This is a genomic window from Xenorhabdus poinarii G6 (assembly GCF_000968175.1).
GTDB lineage: Bacteria > Pseudomonadota > Gammaproteobacteria > Enterobacterales > Enterobacteriaceae > Xenorhabdus > Xenorhabdus poinarii.
In genome coordinates this window covers 2,730,113-2,751,368 of the sequence record NZ_FO704551.1, presented here as the reverse complement: position 1 = coordinate 2,751,368, position 21,256 = coordinate 2,730,113, and the positions used below count along the sequence as shown (strand labels likewise).

The following is a 21,256-nucleotide window of genomic DNA, read 5'->3' as shown; positions in this document are numbered from 1 at the left end:
CTGATTATTTGGTGTTCTGAACGGGTGTCTGACGGTATTCTTCAATCAGTTCGATAAAGTGATCGAACAAAGATGCCGCTTCATGTGGGCCGGGGCTGGCTTCAGGATGCCCCTGGAAACTGAAGGCCGGTTTATCGGTGCGATGAATACCTTGCAATGTGCCATCAAAGAGTGATTTATGTGTGACGCGCAGATTGGCTGGCAAGGTGCTTTCATCAACGGCAAAGCCGTGGTTTTGTGCCGTGATCATAACGACATTGCGATCCAGATCTTTAACCGGATGGTTGCCACCGTGATGACCAAATTTCATTTTCACGGTTTTTGCCCCGCTGGCCAGCGCCAGTAATTGGTGCCCCAGACAGATCCCAAAGACAGGAATCTCGGTATTCAGGAAGGTTTTGATTGCTTCGATAGCATAGCCGCAGGGTTCTGGATCACCCGGGCCATTGGACAGAAAAATACCATCCGGTGCCATTTTCAGTACTTCATCTGCCGGGGTTTTTGCCGGTACAACGGTCACGCGACAGCCGCGATCGACCAGCATACGCAGGATATTGCGTTTCACGCCAAAATCATAGGCGACAATGTGGTAAGGTAATGCTTGCGCTTCACTTGTTTCTGGTAGCCCATCGGCTAACGTCCAGCTCCCTTGTCCCCATTGATAAGCTTGGGCGGTTGTCACTTCTTTTGCTAAATCCATCCCTTTTAAGCCGGGGAAAGCGTGTGCTTTTTCCAGGGCAACCTGAGCATCTGCGCCATCACCGGCAATGATACAGCCGTTTTGTGCCCCTTTTTCTCTTAAGAGACGGGTGAGTTTGCGCGTATCGATATCTGCGATAGCAACAATGTTGTGGCGTTTCAGGTAATCAGACAGATTTTCTTCGCTGCGGAAGTTGCTGGCCACTAACGGTAGATCACGGATGACTAGGCCTTGAGCCTGAATGGAGGGGGATTCTTCATCAGCGGCATTGATGCCGACATTACCAATATGGGGATAAGTAAGAGTAACAATTTGGCGGGAATAGGAAGGGTCGGTAAGTATTTCTTGATATCCGGTTATTGAGGTATTGAAGACCACTTCTCCAACAGCCACACCTTCAGCCCCAATGGCGCGACCGTGAAATTGGGTTCCATCTTCTAGAACCAATATAGCTGACTTAATCAAAACGCCCTCCAGAATGAATAATCAATCGCATTCCATGCATATTAATTCAGAATTAATCCTTAAAATCAATGCCAATCATAATTTTTGTCAAAATTTTGGCAAATTCCGCGCATTCTAATGATGAGAAGAGGGGTTGTCTACAAAAAATGGCAAATTTATTGGCCTTTTTACAACACTGAGTCTTGTATTAAGCCAATTCAGTGAAAAAATATCAGAAAAGTCGGCGTAGGTTACCGATTATGGTGAGGGAAAACTTAATAACAGAAAAAAAGGCGGTTTTTTTTCGGACTCCGGGGAAAAAAGTGACAAAAAAGCTTTTTTTTTTCATAAAAGAAGGCATTAACTTAGCGATGTTAGTGAAAATTTATATATGGTGAAAATTACGCAGTTAACCTATAAATAACTACGTAATTATATGGAGTTACAGTATTTGTAAATTAAATATTATCGAGGCTTAATACGTCTTTCATGTTATAAAGACCATTCTTTTTGCCTGTTAGCCATAATGCAGCTTTAATAGCGCCATTTGCAAAGGTCATACGGCTTGAAGCCTTATGGCTTATCTCCACCCGCTCACCAATATCTGCAAAGATTGCGGTATGTTCGCCAACGATATCCCCTGCCCGGATAGTAGCGAATCCAATACTTTTTGGGCTTCGCTCGCCGGTATGCCCTTCACGGGCGTAGACGGCGTGGGTTTTAAGATCACGCCCTAGTGCATGAGCGATGGATTCTCCCATTGCCAGTGCGGTTCCCGACGGCGCATCCACTTTATGTCGATGATGTGCTTCAACAATTTCGATATCGCTATATTCCCCCATAATGGTGGCGGTTTTCTCCAGCAATTTGAGTACCAGATTGACACCGACACTAAAATTCGCTGCAAAAACAATGGGGATTTCACCAGTGGCTTCTGTAATGGCCTGCTTCCCGATATCATCAAAACCGGTTGTGCCAATAACCATTGATTTGTGATGCTGCCGGCAAATGGCGAGGTAAGCCAGTGTGCCTTCTGGACGGGTAAAGTCGATCAGGACATCAAAGTGTTCAATGACCTGATGCAAATCATCATTGATCATCACGCCATTTTTACCCGTGCCGGCCAGCTCTCCGGCATCAGTGCCCACCAATGAAGAACCGGAACGCACCAATGCAGCGCCAAGCGTTACGCCATCCAATCGCTGAATGGCCTGAATAAGATGACGCCCCATACGGCCGCCTGCGCCCACGATAGCAATGCGAATATCTGTATCAGCCATAAGGCCCTCTCTGTTAATCATGTTTAAGTGAGGTCACAAAGGAAATTGTTTTAACTTAACTGCCTGGAATGGCAAATACCCGGTTGGTGGACAGAGCCTCCCGCGTTCCCCCGTATAGTCAGTTTTCAAATACCCACCCGGCAGAACTGGCATTAATTAATTTCTTTCACGTCAACTCGCAGTTCTTTCGGTACTTCGAAAACAATATTCTCTTCACGGCCATGTAGTTCGTTAACTGTTTCTGCCCCGAAATTTTTTAGTCGTTCAATCACTTGCTGCACCAAAATATCCGGTGCGGATGCACCTGCTGTCACCCCAACGGCATTGGCGCCATTAATCCACTCTTCTTGAATATCATTCGCAGAATCAATCAAATAAGCCGGTTTCCCTACACGTTGTGCAAGTTCAGCTAAGCGATTAGAGTTTGATGAGTTTTTTGAACCGACGACTAAAACAACATCAGCACCGGCCGCTAAATCACGCACGGCTTCCTGGCGGTTGGTCGTGGCATAGCAGATGTCATCTTTGCGTGGGCCAACAATATTGGGGAATCTTGCGTGAAGCGCATCAATGACTTCTGAAGTATCATCAACAGACAGTGTCGTTTGTGTCATAAAACAGAGGTTATTTTCATCCTTGACGTGCAGTTTCCATACGTCCTGCGGGGATTCCACCAGATACATGCCACCTGCTGGATTATTGTATTGCCCCATCGTCCCTTCTACTTCAGGATGACCGGCATGTCCAATCAATATCGCTTCCTTACCTTTGCGACTTGCCCTTGCCACTTCCATATGGACTTTAGTGACCAGCGGGCAGGTCGCATCAAATAACATGGTTAAATGACGGGAGCGGGCTTCGGTACGAATGGCTTGGGAAACGCCATGTGCGGAGAAGATCAGAATAGCGCCATCGGGTACTTCTGAAATTTCCTCAATGAAAATAGCCCCACGATTTCTGAGATCGTCAACGACATAGCGGTTATGCACGACTTCATGGCGGACATAAATAGGCGCCCCGTACAATTCCAGCGCCCGTTCGACGATGCTGATGGCACGATCAACACCAGCACAGAAACCACGAGGGTTAGCCAGCAATATTTGCATGGTTTTCCTCCAACTGAGGGTCAATTTCTAACACTTCAATCTCAAAAGTGATGTTCTGGTCAGCCAGTGGATGGTTAAAATCAACCGTAATAGAACCTTCTGCTACTTCTTTGATAAGGCCAGGCATTTCACTGCCATTGATGGCCGTAAATAGCATGATGGTGCCGACTTCTGGTGTTCCCGCGTCAGAAAAATCACGGGGAGTGAAGTATTGGACTAAATCAGGATTGTGTTTGCCAAAAATGCTTTCTCCTGCCAGCGTAAATTGGTGTTTATCACCGATTTTCAAACCGAGAAGCTGTTGTTCCAGTGGGGCAGAGAGGCTTCCGTCACCGAGGCGGAATAATGCGGGTTTGCCTTGACTGTAAGTCGAGTCTGCCGTAGAGCCATCATCCAGCTTTAATATGAAGTGTAATAAAACGGCACTGTGCGCTTGCACCTGCATTGACATATTGCTCAAACCTTTTATCTAAAAACGATGGCAGGTATACCGTAATGGGTTATCACCTGCTGCATCTTGACATCCATCAGGCAAAGATGATGTGAGTAGCCCCAGTGAATACGCACCGGGGCTGTTTATTATCATTCTCTCGATAGCTTTTTTAAATCACTATTTTTTATAAAAACTAGGCCTTCGGGGCTGTTTTCTTGCTTTTGTCATCTGAATTGATCATGCTCTCTATGATAATGAGAACTGCACCGATACAAATGGCAGAATCAGCAACATTGAAGGTCGGCCAGTGCCATGCTCCGATATAAAAGTCGATGAAATCGACAACAAAACCGTGGATCAGCCGATCGAACAAGTTCCCCAATGCCCCACCAATCACTAAGGCGTAGGCGATATTGCTGAGTTTCTGTTTAGCACTGGAGCGAGACATCATCACCAGTAAGACAACGGTGATAGCCCCCGCCACTAATGCAAAGAACCAACGCTGCCAGCCGCCTTTATCCGCCAGAAAACTGAATGCTGCCCCTAAATTCTGAGCATAAGTCAGGTTGAAATAAGGGATTAATGGCATGGATTCATGCAGCGTGAAACGCTGCAATACCCAGTATTTACTTCCCAAATCCAGGAGTAAGACGATAACAACCAGCCAAAGCCAGCGAAGTCCAGTGGAACAAATGGGCTTATTCATCAGGCAAATTCACGCTCTTCACCGTTTCCGGCAACGTTAGTGACACAGCGGCCGCAAAGTTCAGCGTGTTCCGCTACCAGCCCCACATTTTTAGCATAGTGCCAGCAACGTGGACATTTTTCTCCGTCAGCTTTGCGGAAGGCCACTTTCAGACCAGCCAGTTCGCTTTGCTGCGCATCCTCTCCCGTGGCCGCATAAGCAGCGACTTCAGCCTGAGAGGTCAGCAGAACAAAACGCAATTCGTCAGACAGTTTGTTGAGTTTTTCTGCCAGTGCTTCATCTGCATAGAGTGTGACAGCCGCTTCCAGAGAGCTGCGAATCAGTTTGTCGGCGCGAGCCTGTTCCAGAACTTTGTTGACTTCACCACGAACAGCCAGCAGATCCGCCCAGAAAGTATCGTTCATATCTTCGCCTTCTGCCAGACCGAACAGCCCGTCATACCACTCTTCTGTGAAGACATACTGGGCATGTTTGCCGGGAAGTTCATGCCAAATTTCATCCGCAGTGAACGACAGAATAGGCATCATCCAGCGCACCAGCGCTTCTGCGATATGGAACAGCGCAGTCTGGCAGCTACGACGAGCAAGGCTGTCACTTTTTGCGGTGTATTGGCGATCTTTGATGATATCCAGATAGAACGAACCCATTTCGATGGAGCAGAATTGCATCAGGCGCTGAACTACGGAATGGAAATCATACTCCTCATAGTATTTGAGGATATCTGCTTGTGCCGCTTGAGCACGGCCGACTGCCCAGCGATCCAGGACAACCATATTTTCTGCTTTTACCATATGCTCTTCTGGGTTGAAACCATTCAGGTTTGCCAGCAGGAAGCGCGCGGTATTGCGGATACGGCGATAAGCATCCGCAGAGCGTTTCAGGATCTCATCAGAAACGGCAATTTCACCGGTATAATCAGTGGAGGCAACCCATAACCGCAGAATATCTGCGCCCAGTTTATTCATCACATCTTGCGGGCTAATGGTATTACCGATGGATTTGGACATTTTACGTCCTTGCTCATCAACGGTGAAACCATGAGTCAGTACCTGGCGGTAAGGGGCTTTGCCTTTGATTGCGGTAGACAGCATTAATGAGGACATGAACCAGCCACGATGTTGGTCAGAACCTTCCATATAGATATCGGCTGAATTGCCGTTAAATTCTGGACGTGCATCCACAACGGAAAAGTGGGTACTTCCTGAATCAAACCAAACATCCAGCGTATCGGGTGCCTTAACGTAATCAGCGGCTTCATCACCCAACAGTTCTGTGGCGTCCAGATCCCACCATGCCTGAATGCCATCTGCTTCGACACGCTTGGCGACTTCTTCGATCAATTCAACGGTACGAGGATGGGGTTCTTGTGTCTCTTTGTGTACGAACAGTGACATTGGTACACCCCATGTACGTTGACGGGAGATACACCAGTCCGGGCGGTTTTCTACCATGGATTCAATACGTGCCTGTCCCCAGCCAGGGATCCACTGAACGTCTTTGATCTCTTTCAGTGATTGTTCGCGTAAGCCATTTTTGTCCATGCTGATAAACCACTGAGGTGTTGCACGGAAGATGATGGGTTTTTTGTGGCGCCAGCAGCAAGGATAACTGTGCTGGATCTTAACGCAATTCAGTAGTGCGCCTTTTTCTTTCAGTAATTCCACGATGATATCGTTGGCTTTAAAGACAAATTGCCCATCCAGTGAAGGGTAAGTCCCCTTGATATAGCAGCCATTCGGCCCCACCGGGTTGGCGATTTCAAGGCCATATTTTAAGCTGATAGCGTAATCATCCGGGCCGTGACCACCGGCGGTATGGACTGCACCCGTACCGGCTTCCAGTGTGACGTGATCACCGAGGATAGCGGGTACATCAAAGCTCATAAAGGGATGGTTGAAGCGCATCAGTTCCAGCTCAGCGCCAGTACAATCCCCGATCACTTCCCATGAAGTGATAGCCGCCCGTTGCATCACGGATTCGACTAATTCAGCTGCCAGAATCAGGCATTCGTTGCCAACTTTGACTAATTGGTAAGTGATCTCTGCATTTAATGAGATTGCCCGGTTTGCGGGTAATGTCCACGGCGTGGTTGTCCAGATGACCAGAGAAACAGGCAGATGCTGGGGTTGTACATTAAATTTGGCATACACGGCATCGGCATCAACCGCAGTAAAGCGCACGTCAATGGAAGGCGAGGTTTTATCGTAATATTCAACTTCTGCTTCTGCGAGGGAGGAACCACAGTCAGTACACCAGTGAACAGGTTTTACCCCTTTCAGCAGATGACCATTTTTGATGATACGTCCCAGTGCCCGGATGATGTCTGCTTCGGTTTTGAAGTCCATGGTCAGGTAAGGGTTATCCCAATCACCGAGTACGCCTAGACGCTTGAAGCCTGCTTTCTGTACTTCAACCTGAGACTGCGCATATTTGCGACACTCAGCGTGGAATTCAGCGGTGGAAAGTTTTTCTCCCGGTTTACCAATAAGTTGCTCAACCTTAAGTTCAATGGGTAAACCGTGGCAATCCCAACCCGGAATATAAGGGGAATCAAAGCCTGAGAGCCCTTTGGATTTAATCACAATATCTTTGAGAATTTTATTAACTGAGTGACCAATATGAATATCGCCGTTTGCATAGGGAGGGCCATCATGCAAAATAAACGTTTTCTTACCAGATTTTGCTTTTCTAATTGCCTGATACAAACCTTCTTTGTACCAACGTTTCAACATATCTGGTTCGCGCTTGGCTAGATCCCCGCGCATAGGGAACCCTGTTTCTGGTAAATTCAGGGTGTCTTTGTAGTCACTCATTATAGATTCTCAGTTCCAATTTTCCGCTAGATACATGACTCGGATAGCCGCAGGAGATAGTTCCTGGCAGCAATCACATCATTTGCGATTTGTTGTTTAAGTTCATCAAGCGACGCAAATCGTTGCTCATTACGCAGTTTTTTGCGTAATACCACATCAATATGACGTCCATACAGATCCATTTGGGTATCAATCAAATGCACTTCAAGCTGCTGACCCTGGCCTGCAACTGTAGGGCGATTGCCTATGTTCGCAACACCCGGTAGGGGAGTATCGCCCAATCCATGGACTTCAACAGCATAAACGCCCTTAACAGGCGTCACGAGACGTTTCAAGGGTAAGTTAGCCGTAGGAAAGCCAATCGTGCGCCCCAATTGATTACCATGAACGACTCTGCCACTTATGCTGTAAGGATGCCCCAGTAATATTTCGGCCCAGGCTAAGTCATCAGTTTGTAGTGCATGACGGATGGCTGTACTGCTGATCCGGAGACCGCTGTCACAAAAGCTGTCTGTGCTGGCGACATCAAAATGGTATTGTTGACCTGCTTGCTGCAAATAGTGGAAATCCCCGAGGCGATTTTTGCCAAAACGGAAATCATCCCCTACTGCCAGAAACTTAACACCCAGTTTTTTAACGAGCAACTGTGAAACAAAGGTTTCAGGTGTGTTGGTCGCAAAATGTCTGTCAAATTTCACACATAACAGATAATCAACGCCATTTTGAGCCAAATACTTTATTTTATCTCTCAGCCTTGTGAGGCGGGCTGGCGATTTATCTGCCACAAAAACTTCCAGAGGCTGCGGTTCGAAGATCATGACCATCGTCGGTAATCCGAGACTCAGCCCTTCTTGCTTCAAGTGTTTTAATAAAGCCTGGTGCCCGCGATGGACACCATCAAAATTACCAATCGTCAGCACGCAACCATGGTGACGCGACCGGATATTGTGTATACCGCGAATTAGCTCCATAGCTGGCTCAATACCGTGGAAATTGCCGGATTATACCTTGTACAAAGCGCAAGGTTAACCCACGATCACAAAGGGTTTTTATTAATAACCTGATTCATACAATAAAAATAGGCCTGATGCCCGAAAAATATTTAATTTATCGCATTTATCGGTGATTCATTCAGATTTTTATTGCGAAAGACTGTATTCCCTCTCAGTAAGCTGATAAAATCTCGCCCCATCACAACGTAAGCAGCGTCGCCGTACAACGACGTTTATTTGCACAAATCCATTGACAAAAGAAGGCTGAACAGGCATATTCCTCGGCCTTTGAATTGTCCTCGATAGAATATATTTGGGAGTTGGACCTTGGCTAATATCAAATCAGCTAAGAAACGCGCCATACAGTCTGAGAAACGCCGTCAGCACAACGCAAGCCGTCGTTCCATGGTGCGTACTTTTATCAAGAAAGTATACGCGGCTATCGCTGCTGGCGATAAAGAAGCTGCACAGAAAGCATTCAATGACATGCAACCAATTGTTGATCGTCAAGCCTGTAAGGGTCTGATCCACAAAAATAAAGCAGCACGTCATAAATCTGCTCTGGCAGCGCAAATCAAGGCAATGTAATTATTGGTTTTGATATGCTAGAAAAAACCGGCTTAAGCCGGTTTTTTTATACCTGTCAGTTAGGCAATGTTGAAATTAACATGATGATTTTACGAAAATATTTTTTTAACGTAATTTCTCAGGTCGGCTTTTGGGTGGAGAACTGAATAAAGCAGAAAAGTCTTTATTGCATACACGCTGAACTGCCGGATGTTGGATCATCCGCTCGGCAAAAATAACATAATATTCTTCCTGCACGGCCTCCAATCGGCCGATCTCAACAATATCGCTATCGGCAAAAATATCATTGGCATAGAAAGACGGTGCAATGAAAATGGCATTGTGATACATGCCAAAGGCTTTCATCAAGGCTGCATCATCAAACTCACCTAACACTTCAACTTGAAGGTTTTTATTACGAATCCATGTCAGGAGTTTTCGGCCCAGCATAGAGCGGCGACCTGGAATTAACAAACGGCGCTCTTCCAAACACTCAGGAAACGGTTTTTCCGGGATCGGTTGACGGCAATAAAAACTGATATTGCATTCCCCTAACTTGACAGAAAATAATCCTTCCTGTTGCGATGAATCGACGGGACAGTCAGAGAGGATCATATCCAGTTTATGCTGGCTAAGTTGTTCAAGCAGCATTTCATGTGTTGATTCAAAACAACGTAAGTGAATTTTTTCATGCTCGACGACGGTGGTTTCCAATACCTTGCTAACCAGGCGTTTGGAGAGTGCGTCAGCGACGCCGACATCAAACAGCAGGTTTGACTCTTGGCTGTAAGTCACGATATCGAGCATTTCCTGACTGAGTGTAAACATTTTATCTGCATAGCGGAAAATTAATTGCCCCAGTTCTGAGGGCACGAGACCTCTTCCTTGACGTTTGAATAATTTCCCATCTAGCCGTGCTTCCAGCGCTTTTATCTGCCCTGTAATGGTCTGTGGTGTCAGATAGAGTGCGTCGGCAGCTCCCACAACAGAGCCTTCTTTGCAAACGTGCCAAAAATAATAGAGGTGGTTAAAGTTTAAATGTGAAACCCGCATATATTGATCCTTGTGTATTGCCTCACATCTGTATAACAGCCGTGACCATACATTTCAGGCCGCCAGATTATGGCGTTCTCCTAATTTCTATTGAGATGAAATATTCGCGGCATCGTCGTTATCAGTTCTTTATCACTGTCCTGCCGCGAAAATAAAAAAGGATGAATGAATTCGGAAACTCTTTCTGATTCTGTGCTTAAATTAGTCTATTCGTTTTCGTTTGGCTATGTTTTTTCTTTGGTATTCTTCTTCGGTAATAAGCGCTTTAACAGCCCATAACCGATGACAGCGGCGCTGGTAGACCCAATCAATATGCCTAAGCGGGAGTAGGTACTAAACGCGTCGTGGTGACCGTCAAATGCCAGACTAGAAATAAAGATAGACATAGTAAAGCCGATACCACACAGGACGGAAACTGCGAAGATTTGCCACATGCCGATTTTTTCCGGCAATTTGGCGATCCCCAGTTTTACTGACGTCCAGCTAAACAGGAAAATCCCTAATGGCTTACCGATAAACAAGCCAAGTGCAATGCCGACAGGCAGCATACTTGTCAGGCCATCGAATGTGATTCCCTGCAATGAAACGCCGGCATTGGCAAAAGCAAACAGTGGCAGAATAAAATAAGCGACCCACGGGTGCAGTTCATGTTCCAGTGTTTCAGAAGGGGAGTCGCCTTTTTTATCGCGAAGCGGGATTAAAAACCCGATGATAACCCCAGCTAAGGTGGCATGAATCCCTGATTTCAAGATACACACCCATAAAACAACACCAACAACCAGATAAGCGGATGTTTTAGCGACGCCTTTCCTGTTCATCCAAACCAGCAGCCCAATCATCGCAGCAGCCAGACTTAATGCGCCCAAAGAGACGGTTTTGGTATAGAACAACGCGATAATGATAATGACCCCGAGATCATCAATGATTGCCAGGGCAAGTAAAAACACTTTCAAGGCGGTAGGCACACGTTTTCCTAGCAACGCCATGATCCCAAGCGCAAAAGCAATATCGGTTGCTGCGGGAATTGCCCAACCTTGCTGTGTGATCTCATTACCGCCATTAAACAGTAGGTAGATCAATGCAGGAGCCAGCATCCCGCCCAGTGCTGCAATGGCTGGAAAAATGGCTTTGTCACGCCCAGCAAGTGAGCCTTCCATGAGTTCCCGTTTCACTTCCAGCCCGACAATCAGGAAAAATACCGCCATTAATCCATCATTGATCCAGAGTAATAACGGTTTGTTAATTTCCAATGCGGCGAATTGTATAGCAACAGGAAGATTGAGGAATTGATGGTAAATACCCTGCAATGGCGTATTCGCCATCATCAGTGCGATGATGGCCGCAATGATGAGAAGGATTCCTCCGGCTGCTTCTAATTTCAGGAATTGGCGAATGATTGCAGTCATGAATAAATTAACCTATGAAATTGTTTGAGGTCGTTATGTTATGCTAGTTATGACTTCGGAAAAAGCAGATTATTTGTGTGATTTTATTCGTGATATCCGATCTGTATTTTTGTCGAGGTAACCGGCTGGCATATTGATAAATAACACTGATCAATAATAGAAGATATTTTAAGCAACAACGACTATGGGAGATTTGGCTTCGGTTTCTCCCATCGCCAGAGGGAATGATCGTGTTGTTAAGTTGGTTAACGCTGCGGGCAATGGTGCTGCCGTTATGTAGTTGATAAAACGTTTACTTATTGAGGGGATTATAAAAATAGCTGAAAGCTCAATCGGATTGAATAATAAAATAATTTAGCCGGATTGAGCTTGATGCAATATCTGATTATCATCATTCTACTGAGAAATTTTCGTTACCTTATTCTTTGTTTGAAGAAGATAAAAGATTTGTATAATACCCCCTAGAAACGCAACGATACCAGCAGCAATAGCGAGAAACCATACCGAGAAATTGAATAAAAGTAATAATCCTCCGAGTCCAGCACCAATAGCACTACCAAGATAAAGTGCTGATTCATTCAACGCTACAGCTAAATTACCATCTCCCAGTTTCTCACGTGTACTCAGTAATTCATTATTTTGTGGGACTTGTAATGCCCATCCCACGGCTCCCCATAATGCGATTGGCAACATCACCAGCCATTGATTGATTTCAGCGAATAGCGGAAGTAATAATAAGGAAATCGCTAGCAAGATCATGATAATCAGTGTTAGTAATGGGCCTTTAATCCAATCCACAATTGGCCCAATCAGGAAGCTGCCGATAACCCCACCAATTCCCCATACCCATAAATAAGAAGTAATAGAAATCGTCACGTTATAGCTTGGATCTGAAATTAATGGAGCAATAAAGGTATACATTCCCAAACTGGATATTGCCGCTAAAAGAGAGACCAACAGAATCATTAATATTTTTTTATCCGCTAACATCGCTATTTTTCTTTTTAGGGGAATATGTGGCGCATCAGGTAAGGTTGGAAGTTTTAAAACCAGTCCAATAAATGAAGCCAATCCCAATAAACTGATTAGCCATAATGCCGCTGGCCAGCCAGCATGATTAGCTAAGATAAGGCTTAGTGGAACACCTAAGACCACACCACTTGCCATTCCTCCCATAATAATGGCGATGGATTTACCTTGATTATTACGTCCTGAAAGGGCTGCCGCCGCTGCGATCCCCATAGCCAGATAGACCCCGGCACCAATGCCTGCAATTGCTCTGAATAGTAATAAGGTGTGAAAATGAGTGCTTAATGCGCTGGCTGCATTTGCCACAAAGAAAATAGCAAGTGCTATCAAAAGCCCTTGTCTTTGTTTATTCATCGGTAACATTGCAACAAATAATGGCGAACCCAAACCATATGCCAATGTGAAAGCTGTCACTAGCTGTGCAGCCATAGAGACGGATACAGAAAAAGATGTTTCGATTAAAGGGATTAATCCAGCTGTTACGTATGAAGCCATACCAAGGGAAAATGCACCAATGGCGATGAGATATACAGAAAAAGGATTGTTTGAGTGCATATTCAGACCTCAGTGATTTTTGTTATTATGCTATTTTCAAAAGTGAAAATGCGGCATGAGTACTTATCAAAAATTCAATTCAATTTTGTATTTTTTTAACCAAGAATATGTATTGGAATGCATAGATTCAGGATCATAAAACCATCTATATCCACTAAATATGTCATTAGCTCGCTTGTGAACGCACGGTGCATCTGGCATAAAATTTCTAATAATGACACCGATTCATATCTTTGAAGACAGTGTTGATACATATTTTCCTCTTGTAATCGTGTGGATATAATTCAGCGCGTTTTTATTGATACAAGCCATACCTGATTTTTAAATATCATTTTATGACTAAAAATAATTGATACAATATAATTCAATATACTATTAGTAAGGGTATCATGATGAGCATGAATAAAGTTCCTCCCAGAACACGACCTGAATTAGAAGAGTTCCTGAGTTCAAAAAGAAGAAAAATACAGCCAGAAGATGTTGGATTGATGACAGGAAAAAGGCGGAGAACACCAGGATTAAGAAGAGAAGAAGTGGCTGCTTTAGCAGGAGTTGGGGTAGCTTGGTATACATGGTTGGAACAAGGCAGAGAAATCAACGTTTCAACTACGCTCTTAGATAATATTTCCAATGTATTGAAATTAAATGAATCAGAAAAACAACACTTGTATTTACTGGTACAACAGAGACTTCCTTATGAATTAGTGCAAACGACGTATTATGTGCCTCCGTTGATTAAAAAATTGTTAGATGATTTACCTGTACGGCCTAGCTATATTTTAAATTTAAGGTGGGATGTATTAGCTTGGAATCATGCCGCGGATTGTATATTTCATTTTTCTAAGCATAGATCGCAATCACGTAATTTATTATGGTTATTATTCACGGATAATAAAATAAAATCGCGTATCAAGCCATACCAAGAACAAGTCATACAGATGGTGAATAGTTTCAGAAGAGATTACGCAAAGGCACTAAAAAATAAAGAATTACTATGTTTAATTGATAAGCTTAAGGAAGTATCAAATGAATTTAATGAGTTATGGGATTGTTATGATATTAATGGACCTTGTAGTGGAGAGAGAAATTTATTTATTGATGAAATAGGTACGCTAAAATTCGAACATTGCTCACTCATTTTAGACGCACATCAGGATATTAGAATGGTCTACTATGCTGTAAAAGAGGATGACAAAAATGAAATTTTTAATAACTGGTTAATAGAAAAAATAAAACTTGCTGTGTAATAACAGAATATTTTATTGAAGTGTAATGATTTCTCCTTATGCGTATCAGCTCATGATCTCACCCAGGCGAATTAATCTGACAGGTGCTCAAAAAGAAGCCCCTGAATGGATGCATGATACGACCCATGATAGGTGAGTATGTGACTGCATCAAGGCCGTGCTTTTGGCGTCAGAAAGCTGGACGACCCGACCAACTTATGATTTCCAGATGTTGAGTCTTATATCTTTTCATTCCATATGACTATGCAAGAAAGTCTCTCTATTTTTTAGTGTGGTCGGAAAGAACACAAAATAAATAACCCGAATTCTGGATAAAAAATTGGCGAAGTGCCTGTTCCAAGAGCAAAGTTTTGGTGCACACCAAAAACCGCTCTAAGAAGGAACAGGCAATGAACAAACTAGTTGAAATTTTCTGCGATGTCGATGACTTTTGTCGTTTTTTCATTCCTCAATGGGAACAGTTTTGTCTTAATAAGGGGCATCGTCTACGCCGCAGGCAAGGTCACATGTATCCCAGTGAAATGATGACCATCCTGATCCGCTTTCACATGTCGCATTACCGTGATTTTAAACATTTTTATCTGGAGCATATTTGGAAATATCATCATCACGATTTTCCAACTTTGCTCAGTTATACCCGTTTTGTCAGTGTTTCCCCTTCCGTTTTAGTGCCGCTGTGCAGTTATCTGACTCAGTTAAAAGGAAAGCCCACGGGGATCGCTTTTATTGATTCCACGAGTTTACGCGTGTGCCATAACATTCGTATTCCCCGCCATAAGGTGTTTGAGGGGGTGGCACAGCGAGGAAAAACCTCGATAGGGTGGTTTTACGGTTTCAAATTACACTTGATTGTTAACCATCAGGGCGAAATTCTGGCACTCAAAATCACCGCCGGTAATGTGGATGATCGGGAACCGGTTCGCGAATTAGCAAAAGCATTAACGGGTTCTCTTTATGGTGACAAAGGCTATCTTAGTCAAGAACTGGCAGGTGCTTTAGCGCAAGCGGGTGTAACGTTCATGACAAAAAAGCGCCGTCACATGAAAGCGCAAGTGCTGGCTGAATGGGATAATATGATGTTATCAAAGCGTTTTATTATTGAAACAATTAATGGGCAATTAAAAACCATTTCTCAAATAGAGCATTCCCGGCACCGAAGTATAAAAGGATTTCTATTGACCGTTTTAGGTGGTGTCATTGCTTACTGCCTAAAATGGAAGAAACCGTCACTGAAAGTTTTCTACTCAGAAGAAGATTTTCCAATGACGGCTTAAACGGAATTCGGGTTAAATACCTCTTTATTATCAATGGATCGGAATAATAAGGAGGTATTGTTAATAAAGATTTCACTAAGGTATCAATTACTTAGTCAAATCATCAAAAAATTTTTTCACGCCATCCAGAAAGCTTTTGGAACGAGGGCTGTTGGTTTCACCGCTTTTTCCACCAAAAGACTCACCTAATTTACGCATCAGCTCTTTTTGTTCTTCGTTTAGCTTAACTGGCGTTTCTACCACGACACGGCACAGCAAATCGCCTTGAGCGCCGCCACGGACGGATTTAACGCCTTTGTCTTTCATGCGGAACAGTTTACCTGTTTGAGTTTCCGCAGGGATTTTCAAACTGACGCGACCATCAAGGGTCGGAACTTCAATTTCGCCACCCAGTGCTGCCGTTGCGAAGTTGATTGGAACTTCACAATAGAGATTGCTGCCATCACGTTCAAAAATATGGTGAGACTTGACTTGAACCTGTACGTACAAGTCACCTGCTGGTGCACCTTGTTCACCTGCTTCACCTTCGCCACTCAAGCGAATACGGTCACCTGTATCGACGCCGGCGGGAATTTTGACAGACAGGGTTTTGTATTTTTCTACACGACCATGCCCATGACATTTACCACAAGGTTCTTTGATGATTTTTCCGCGTCCATGACATTGAGGACAAGGTTGCTGAACAGCAAAGAAGCCCTGACGCATTTGTACTTGACCAGCACCGTGACAGGTCGGGCAAGTTTCCGGGCGGGTGCCGGTTTTCGCGCCACTGCCATGACAGCGATCACAAGATTCCAGTGTTGGAATGCGGATCTCTTTGGTTACACCACGGACGGCTTCTTCCAGGGTTAATTCCATGCTGTATCGCAGGTCTGAGCCGCGGGATGGACGCTGCTGACGACGACTACCACCGAAAATATCGCCGAAAACGTCACCAAAGATATCGCTAAAGTCAGCGCCGCCACCGGCACCACCGCCCATGCCACCCTGTTCAAAGGCAGCGTGACCATACTGGTCATAAGCGGCACGTTTCTGAGAATCGGTCAGGATCTCATACGCTTCTTTAATCTCTTTGAATTTACTTTCAGATTCTTTATCCCCCTGATTACGGTCAGGGTGATATTTCATTGCCAGCCGTTTATAGGCCTTTTTGATCTCTTTTTCGTCAGCAGTTTTGGTGACGCCCAAAACCTCATAATAATCTTTTTTAGCCATCGTATTGTTTACCCTTAACACGCACGCACGGGCGTGGAGTTACCTCAACGCCCGTGCAGTTAATAAGTAACAGGCGCCCTGTTACTTTGCCCGCTAAGGGCTATTATTTTTTGTCCTTAACTTCTTCGAACTCTGCGTCTACAACGTCATCTTCTTTCTTCGCGTTGCTTGCACCCGCATCGGTAGCCCCTGCCTGAGCTTGTTGCTGTGCGATTTCTAGCAGTTTCTTGGATGCTTCAACCAGAGCCTGGATTTTCGCTTCGATTTCCGCTTTATCTTCGCCTTTCGCCGCTGTTTCCAACTCGGACGTTGCTTTCTCAATCGCTGATTTATCGTCAGCAGTCAGTTTGTCACCCGCTTCTTCAACCTGCTTACGCGTACCGTGAATCAGTTGGTCAGCTTGGTTACGCACCTGAACCAGCTCTTCAAATTTACGGTCAGCTTCTGCGTTTGCTTCGGCATCGCGTACCATCTGTTGGATTTCTTCTTCGTTCAGACCAGAAGATGCTTTGATGGTGATGTTTTGCTCACGACCTGAGTTCTTGTCTTTCGCAGAAACGTGCAGGATACCATCAGCATCGATGTCGAAAGTCACTTCGATCTGCGGAGTGCCACGCATTGCTGGCTGAATGCCGTCCAGGTTGAACTGACCCAATGATTTGTTATCGCCAGCACGTTTACGTTCACCTTGTAATACGTGAATGGTTACCGCCGACTGGTTGTCTTCTGCGGTAGAGAACACCTGGCTATGCTTGGTTGGGATAGTGGTGTTCTTGGCAATCAAGGCCGTCATCACGCCACCCATGGTTTCGATACCCAGAGACAGCGGTGTGACGTCTAACAGCAGAACGTCTTTCACATCACCCGCCAATACTCCGCCCTGAACTGCCGCACCCATTGCAACTGCTTCGTCCGGGTTCACATCTTTACGTGGCTCTTTGCCGAAGAAGTCTGCAACGGCTTTCTGCACCATTGGCATACGTGTCTGACCACCCACCAGGATGACGTCATTGATGTCAGAGACTGACAGGCCGGCGTCATTGAGGGCAACTTTCAGTGGCTCGATAGAGCGTTTAACCAGATCTTCAACCAGAGATTCCAGTTTTGCACGAGTCACTTTGATATTCATGTGCTTAGGACCGGTTGCATCTGCCGTGATATATGGCAGGTTTACGTCCGTTTGTTGCGCAGAAGACAGTTCGATTTTCGCTTTTTCTGCCGCTTCTTTCAGACGCTGCATTGCCAGTGGGTCATTACGCAGGTCGATGCCTTGCTCTTTTTTGAACTCGTCAACCAGATAGTTGATCATGCGGCTGTCGAAGTCTTCACCACCTAAGTGAGTGTCACCATTCGTTGCCAGAACTTCATACGTTTTTTCGCCATCAACTTCATCGATTTCGATGATAGAGATATCGAAAGTACCACCACCCAGGTCATAAACTGCGATAGTGCGGTTGCCTATTTCTTTGTCCAGGCCGTAAGCCAGCGCAGCAGCTGTAGGTTCGTTGATGATACGCTTAACTTCCAGACCTGCGATACGGCCAGCATCTTTAGTGGCCTGACGCTGTGCGTCGTTGAAGTATGCCGGTACGGTGATAACGGCTTCGGTAACGGGTTCACCCAGATAATCTTCCGCTGTTTTCTTCATTTTTTTCAGAACTTCAGCAGAAATCTGAGGAGGTGCCATTTTCTGGCCTTTCACTTCCAGCCATGCATCGCCGTTATCCGCTGCCAGGATTTTGTATGGCATGATGGCTTCGTCACGCTGTACTTCTTCGTCCTGAAAACGGCGGCCGATCAAACGCTTGATGGCGAACAGCGTATTTTGCGGGTTAGTAACAGCTTGACGTTTAGCTGGTTGACCAACCAGAGTTTCACCATCCTGAGTATATGCGATGATGGAAGGCGTGGTACGGTCACCTTCACTGTTTTCAAGCACACGCGTTGTTGTGCCGTCCATAATTGCTACACAAGAGTTGGTAGTTCCCAAGTCGATACCAATGATCTTACCCATCTAAACGCCTCCACAAAGAATTCATATATTCGGTCAAGTTACTAAGCTATATGAGGACGAATGTTTTCTTTTCAATGGCTCTGTTTGCCAGAAATTCCTCATTTCTTTTTTCAGCTAATGCTGAAACATTCAGTAGTAACTGTAGTTGAAACTTAGATGGGGTCATTCATCTCATCCTCAAGGGGGGAATTGAAAAAAAATTGAGATTTAATCAAAAAATTTTTCGAAGGCCATTGTGTAGTTGTTGTCATCACATTATGATCCGCCGCCTTTTAGGGTTTCTTGGTGCAAGAACGCATCCAGGTAAGCTGTTTTAATTTATTGTATTATTTGTATTTTCTAGGGGATATATGCATTCTAATCAGTTGGCGAACCCAGGCCCATTGGGATTAATGGGTTTTGGCATGACAACCATTTTGTTGAATCTGCACAACGCAGGTCTTTTCCCATTGACATCCGTTATTTTGAGCATGGGCATTTTTTATGGTGGTTTGGCTCAGGTGCTGGCTGGCATCTTTGAGTTCAAAAAGGGGAATACGTTTGCTGCAACCGCATTTACCTCTTATGGTATGTTCTGGCTGAGCCTGATTGCTTTGTTGTTCCTGCCAATGATGAATTTGGCTGAAGCAACCAGCCGTGAATTCCTGGGTGTTTATCTCGCGCTGTGGGGTGTTTTCACCCTGTTCATGTTCTTTGGTACGCTAAAAGCGAACCGTGTTCTGCAATTTGTCTTTGGCAGCCTGACGTTGCTGTTCGCATTACTGGCAATTGGTAATATAACAGGTAATGCCAGTATCCTGATCTTTGCTGGTTTTGAAGGCATTATTTGTGGTGCGAGTGCGTTTTACCTGGCTATGGCTGAAGTTCTGAATGAACAATATGGCCGTACTATTTTGCCCATTGGTGAAGTGAAACACGCTTAACTATTTTAGATAAATTTAGTTTAGATAAATCTAGATTAGACAGGATGAGTGATTGACGCTCATCCTGAATTTTCATCTTTATGATTAAGGGCATTCACGGTACTTTTTCATTTTCCCCTCTGACTTTTCCACAAGTAACTTCCTAATATGAAACCAACAGCCGATAAAGCTATCATATAATAAGCGGGTGCCAGTGAGGTATACCTCAGCAGCAAGGTGACGAGAATCGGAGTGAGTCCGCCGAAAATGGCATAAGCCACATTATATGAAAATGAAATACCACTGAACCTGATTTCTGGTGGAAAACTGTTGACCATAATAAAAGGTGTTACGCTAATGGTGCCGACCGTCAGACCAACAAGGGAATAAGCACTAAAGAGTTTGAGCGGTTCATGGCTAATATTGTGATAGAAAAACCAGCTTGAGAAAGCTAACAGTATGCAGCCGATCATGAGCACGATACTGGCTCCCCATTTATCACATAAATAACCGACAAAAATGCAGCCAATCACTAATGAAATAATCGCCAGACTGTTTGCTTTCAACGTCAATGATGGTTCCAAATGAAACACTGTTTGCAGATAGGTTGGTGTCATCAATATGACGACGACAATGCCAGCGGAAAGTAGCCAGGTTAGCAGCATGGAAATTGTGATGGCACTTTTGTGATTAGAAATCACGGATTTGAGGGGGAGTTCTTCTGCCAGTGCTTTGCGTGCCTGCATTTCTTTGAAAATAGGCGTTTCATGCAACCAACGGCGCAGGTACATGGCACACAGGCCAAAAATCCCGCCTAAAAAGAAGGGCAGACGCCATGCCCAATCCAGAACTTCATGTTTGGTATAAGTGGAAGTAATAACGGTTGCCACGAGAGAACCAAATAGAATTCCCAGGCTTAATCCGGCGGTCAGAACACCACAGGCAAATCCGATACGTTTATCGGGAACATGTTCGGCCACAAAAACCCAGGCTCCGGGGACTTCTCCACCTATTGCCGCTCCCTGTATGATCCGCATCAGTAACAGCAACACAGGGGCTGTCAGGCCAATAGCATCATAGGTGGGTAACATGCCGATGGTCAGTGTTGGAATGGCCATCAGTAATATGCTGAGAGAAAACATTCTCTTACGCCCAACCAGATCACCAAAATGAGCCATGATGATCCCACCTAAGGGTCTGGCCAGATAACCCGTGGCAAAAATACCAAAGGTTTGTAATTGCCTTAACCATTCAGGAATATTTGCAGGGAAAAACAGTGCGCCAAGCGTCGTAGCGAAAAAGACAAAGATAATAAAATCGTAAAACTCCAGAGCACCACCTAACGCCGCCAAAGACAGCGTTTTATAATCTTGTTTGTTTAATGTTCGATTGTGATGTTGTGACATAAGTGGCCGATTTATCGTTATAAAATGGTTTTTTAATAAATTTTTTTAAGGAAACTGCCTGATTCAAAATGGATGAAAAAGAGTCTTATACTATATTAAAAGACATTTATTCTA

General features: G+C 44.7%; 17 protein-coding genes. 4 read left to right on the top strand and 13 right to left on the bottom strand.

The window, feature by feature from the left end; translation table 11 throughout:
- Window positions 1-4: 4 nt before the first annotated feature.
- The 7 genes from carA to ribF all read right to left on the bottom strand — a co-directional run bounded on the left by carA (window position 5) and on the right by ribF (window position 8,453).
- The gene (gene carA / locus XPG1_RS12760) at window positions 5-1,165 is read right to left on the bottom strand and encodes a glutamine-hydrolyzing carbamoyl-phosphate synthase small subunit (protein ID WP_045959392.1); all 1,161 of its coding nucleotides are present in this window, start codon (window positions 1,163-1,165) and stop codon (window positions 5-7) included.
- A gap of 437 nt (window positions 1,166-1,602) precedes the next feature.
- Window positions 1,603-2,424: a 4-hydroxy-tetrahydrodipicolinate reductase gene (gene dapB, locus XPG1_RS12755; RefSeq protein WP_045959391.1), complete on the bottom strand. Its 822-nt coding sequence runs from the start codon at window positions 2,422-2,424 to the stop codon at window positions 1,603-1,605.
- A 152-nt stretch (window positions 2,425-2,576) separates the two neighbouring features.
- Window positions 2,577-3,530 (bottom strand): 4-hydroxy-3-methylbut-2-enyl diphosphate reductase, encoded by a 954-nt coding sequence (ispH, locus tag XPG1_RS12750; protein ID WP_045959390.1) that lies wholly within the window; start codon window positions 3,528-3,530, stop codon window positions 2,577-2,579.
- Window positions 3,511-3,981, bottom strand: a complete 471-nt coding sequence (gene fkpB, locus XPG1_RS12745; RefSeq protein WP_045959389.1) for an FKBP-type peptidyl-prolyl cis-trans isomerase — start codon at window positions 3,979-3,981, stop codon at window positions 3,511-3,513. The genes ispH and fkpB overlap by 20 nt, the downstream gene beginning before the upstream one ends.
- A gap of 175 nt (window positions 3,982-4,156) precedes the next feature.
- Entirely contained in the window at window positions 4,157-4,669 is a 513-nt protein-coding gene (gene lspA, locus XPG1_RS12740) for a signal peptidase II (protein WP_045959388.1), read from the bottom strand.
- Window positions 4,669-7,482, bottom strand: coding sequence for an isoleucine--tRNA ligase (gene ileS / locus XPG1_RS12735; RefSeq protein WP_045959387.1), 2,814 nt, complete (start codon window positions 7,480-7,482; stop codon window positions 4,669-4,671). Before ileS ends, lspA begins: the two co-directional genes overlap by 1 nt.
- 26 nt (window positions 7,483-7,508) lie before the next feature.
- Complete coding sequence (gene ribF / locus XPG1_RS12730) at window positions 7,509-8,453, bottom strand: bifunctional riboflavin kinase/FAD synthetase (protein ID WP_045959386.1); 945 nt, start codon at window positions 8,451-8,453, stop codon at window positions 7,509-7,511.
- 348 nt (window positions 8,454-8,801) lie between these two features.
- On the opposite strand from ribF, the gene rpsT reads away from it, so the two are divergent.
- Window positions 8,802-9,062 carry a 30S ribosomal protein S20 gene (rpsT, locus tag XPG1_RS12725; RefSeq protein ID WP_045959385.1) on the top strand — a complete coding sequence of 87 codons (261 nt, stop codon included), beginning with the start codon at window positions 8,802-8,804 and terminating at the stop codon, window positions 9,060-9,062.
- A 105-nt stretch (window positions 9,063-9,167) separates the two neighbouring features.
- Here rpsT and nhaR read toward each other — a convergent pair whose 3' ends face one another.
- From nhaR to XPG1_RS12710, 3 genes are all read right to left on the bottom strand, one after another.
- Window positions 9,168-10,094 carry a transcriptional activator NhaR gene (nhaR, locus tag XPG1_RS12720; protein WP_045959384.1) on the bottom strand — a complete coding sequence of 309 codons (927 nt, stop codon included), beginning with the start codon at window positions 10,092-10,094 and terminating at the stop codon, window positions 9,168-9,170.
- Window positions 10,095-10,318: 224 nt separating this feature from the next.
- Window positions 10,319-11,500 (bottom strand): Na+/H+ antiporter NhaA, encoded by a 1,182-nt coding sequence (gene nhaA, locus XPG1_RS12715; RefSeq protein WP_045959383.1) that lies wholly within the window; start codon window positions 11,498-11,500, stop codon window positions 10,319-10,321.
- A 396-nt stretch (window positions 11,501-11,896) separates the two neighbouring features.
- Window positions 11,897-13,084, bottom strand: a complete 1,188-nt coding sequence (locus tag XPG1_RS12710) for an MFS transporter (protein ID WP_045959382.1) — start codon at window positions 13,082-13,084, stop codon at window positions 11,897-11,899.
- Window positions 13,085-13,482: 398 nt separating this feature from the next.
- On the opposite strand from XPG1_RS12710, the gene XPG1_RS12705 reads away from it, so the two are divergent.
- The gene (locus tag XPG1_RS12705; RefSeq protein ID WP_197541106.1) at window positions 13,483-14,331 is read left to right on the top strand and encodes a helix-turn-helix transcriptional regulator; all 849 of its coding nucleotides are present in this window, start codon (window positions 13,483-13,485) and stop codon (window positions 14,329-14,331) included.
- A 389-nt stretch (window positions 14,332-14,720) separates the two neighbouring features.
- Entirely contained in the window at window positions 14,721-15,605 is an 885-nt protein-coding gene (locus tag XPG1_RS12700; protein WP_045959380.1) for an IS982 family transposase, read from the top strand.
- 87 nt (window positions 15,606-15,692) lie between these two features.
- Here XPG1_RS12700 and dnaJ read toward each other — a convergent pair whose 3' ends face one another.
- Both dnaJ and dnaK read right to left on the bottom strand, forming a co-directional pair.
- Complete coding sequence (gene dnaJ, locus XPG1_RS12695; RefSeq protein ID WP_045959379.1) at window positions 15,693-16,820, bottom strand: molecular chaperone DnaJ; 1,128 nt, start codon at window positions 16,818-16,820, stop codon at window positions 15,693-15,695.
- 103 nt (window positions 16,821-16,923) lie between these two features.
- Window positions 16,924-18,834 (bottom strand): molecular chaperone DnaK, encoded by a 1,911-nt coding sequence (gene dnaK / locus XPG1_RS12690; RefSeq protein ID WP_045959378.1) that lies wholly within the window; start codon window positions 18,832-18,834, stop codon window positions 16,924-16,926.
- Window positions 18,835-19,184: 350 nt separating this feature from the next.
- Between dnaK and satP the strand changes: the two genes are divergently transcribed.
- Window positions 19,185-19,757: an acetate uptake transporter gene (satP, locus tag XPG1_RS12685; protein WP_045959377.1), complete on the top strand. Its 573-nt coding sequence runs from the start codon at window positions 19,185-19,187 to the stop codon at window positions 19,755-19,757.
- 107 nt (window positions 19,758-19,864) lie between these two features.
- On the opposite strand, the gene XPG1_RS12680 is transcribed toward satP, so the two are convergent.
- On the bottom strand, window positions 19,865-21,142 hold the full coding sequence (locus tag XPG1_RS12680; RefSeq protein WP_045959376.1) for an MFS transporter: 1,278 nt from the start codon (window positions 21,140-21,142) through the stop codon (window positions 19,865-19,867).
- Window positions 21,143-21,256: the final 114 nt, after the last annotated feature.

What these genes read in the sequence shown, in the direction of transcription:
- dapB (WP_045959391.1), bottom strand. Translation starts at nt 2,424, where the DNA reads ATGGCTGATACAGATATTCGCATTGCTATCGTGGGCGCAGGCGGCCGT.
- ispH (WP_045959390.1), bottom strand. Translation starts at nt 3,530, where the DNA reads ATGCAAATATTGCTGGCTAACCCTCGTGGTTTCTGTGCTGGTGTTGAT.
- fkpB (WP_045959389.1), bottom strand. Translation starts at nt 3,981, where the DNA reads ATGTCAATGCAGGTGCAAGCGCACAGTGCCGTTTTATTACACTTCATA.
- lspA (WP_045959388.1), bottom strand. Translation starts at nt 4,669, where the DNA reads ATGAATAAGCCCATTTGTTCCACTGGACTTCGCTGGCTTTGGCTGGTT.
- ileS (WP_045959387.1), bottom strand. Translation starts at nt 7,482, where the DNA reads ATGAGTGACTACAAAGACACCCTGAATTTACCAGAAACAGGGTTCCCT.
- ribF (WP_045959386.1), bottom strand. Translation starts at nt 8,453, where the DNA reads ATGGAGCTAATTCGCGGTATACACAATATCCGGTCGCGTCACCATGGT.
- nhaR (WP_045959384.1), bottom strand. Translation starts at nt 10,094, where the DNA reads ATGCGGGTTTCACATTTAAACTTTAACCACCTCTATTATTTTTGGCAC.
- nhaA (WP_045959383.1), bottom strand. Translation starts at nt 11,500, where the DNA reads ATGACTGCAATCATTCGCCAATTCCTGAAATTAGAAGCAGCCGGAGGA.
- XPG1_RS12710 (WP_045959382.1), bottom strand. Translation starts at nt 13,084, where the DNA reads ATGCACTCAAACAATCCTTTTTCTGTATATCTCATCGCCATTGGTGCA.
- XPG1_RS12705 (WP_197541106.1), top strand. Translation starts at nt 13,483, where the DNA reads ATGAATAAAGTTCCTCCCAGAACACGACCTGAATTAGAAGAGTTCCTG.
- XPG1_RS12700 (WP_045959380.1), top strand. Translation starts at nt 14,721, where the DNA reads ATGAACAAACTAGTTGAAATTTTCTGCGATGTCGATGACTTTTGTCGT.
- dnaJ (WP_045959379.1), bottom strand. Translation starts at nt 16,820, where the DNA reads ATGGCTAAAAAAGATTATTATGAGGTTTTGGGCGTCACCAAAACTGCT.
- dnaK (WP_045959378.1), bottom strand. Translation starts at nt 18,834, where the DNA reads ATGGGTAAGATCATTGGTATCGACTTGGGAACTACCAACTCTTGTGTA.
- satP (WP_045959377.1), top strand. Translation starts at nt 19,185, where the DNA reads ATGCATTCTAATCAGTTGGCGAACCCAGGCCCATTGGGATTAATGGGT.
- XPG1_RS12680 (WP_045959376.1), bottom strand. Translation starts at nt 21,142, where the DNA reads ATGTCACAACATCACAATCGAACATTAAACAAACAAGATTATAAAACG.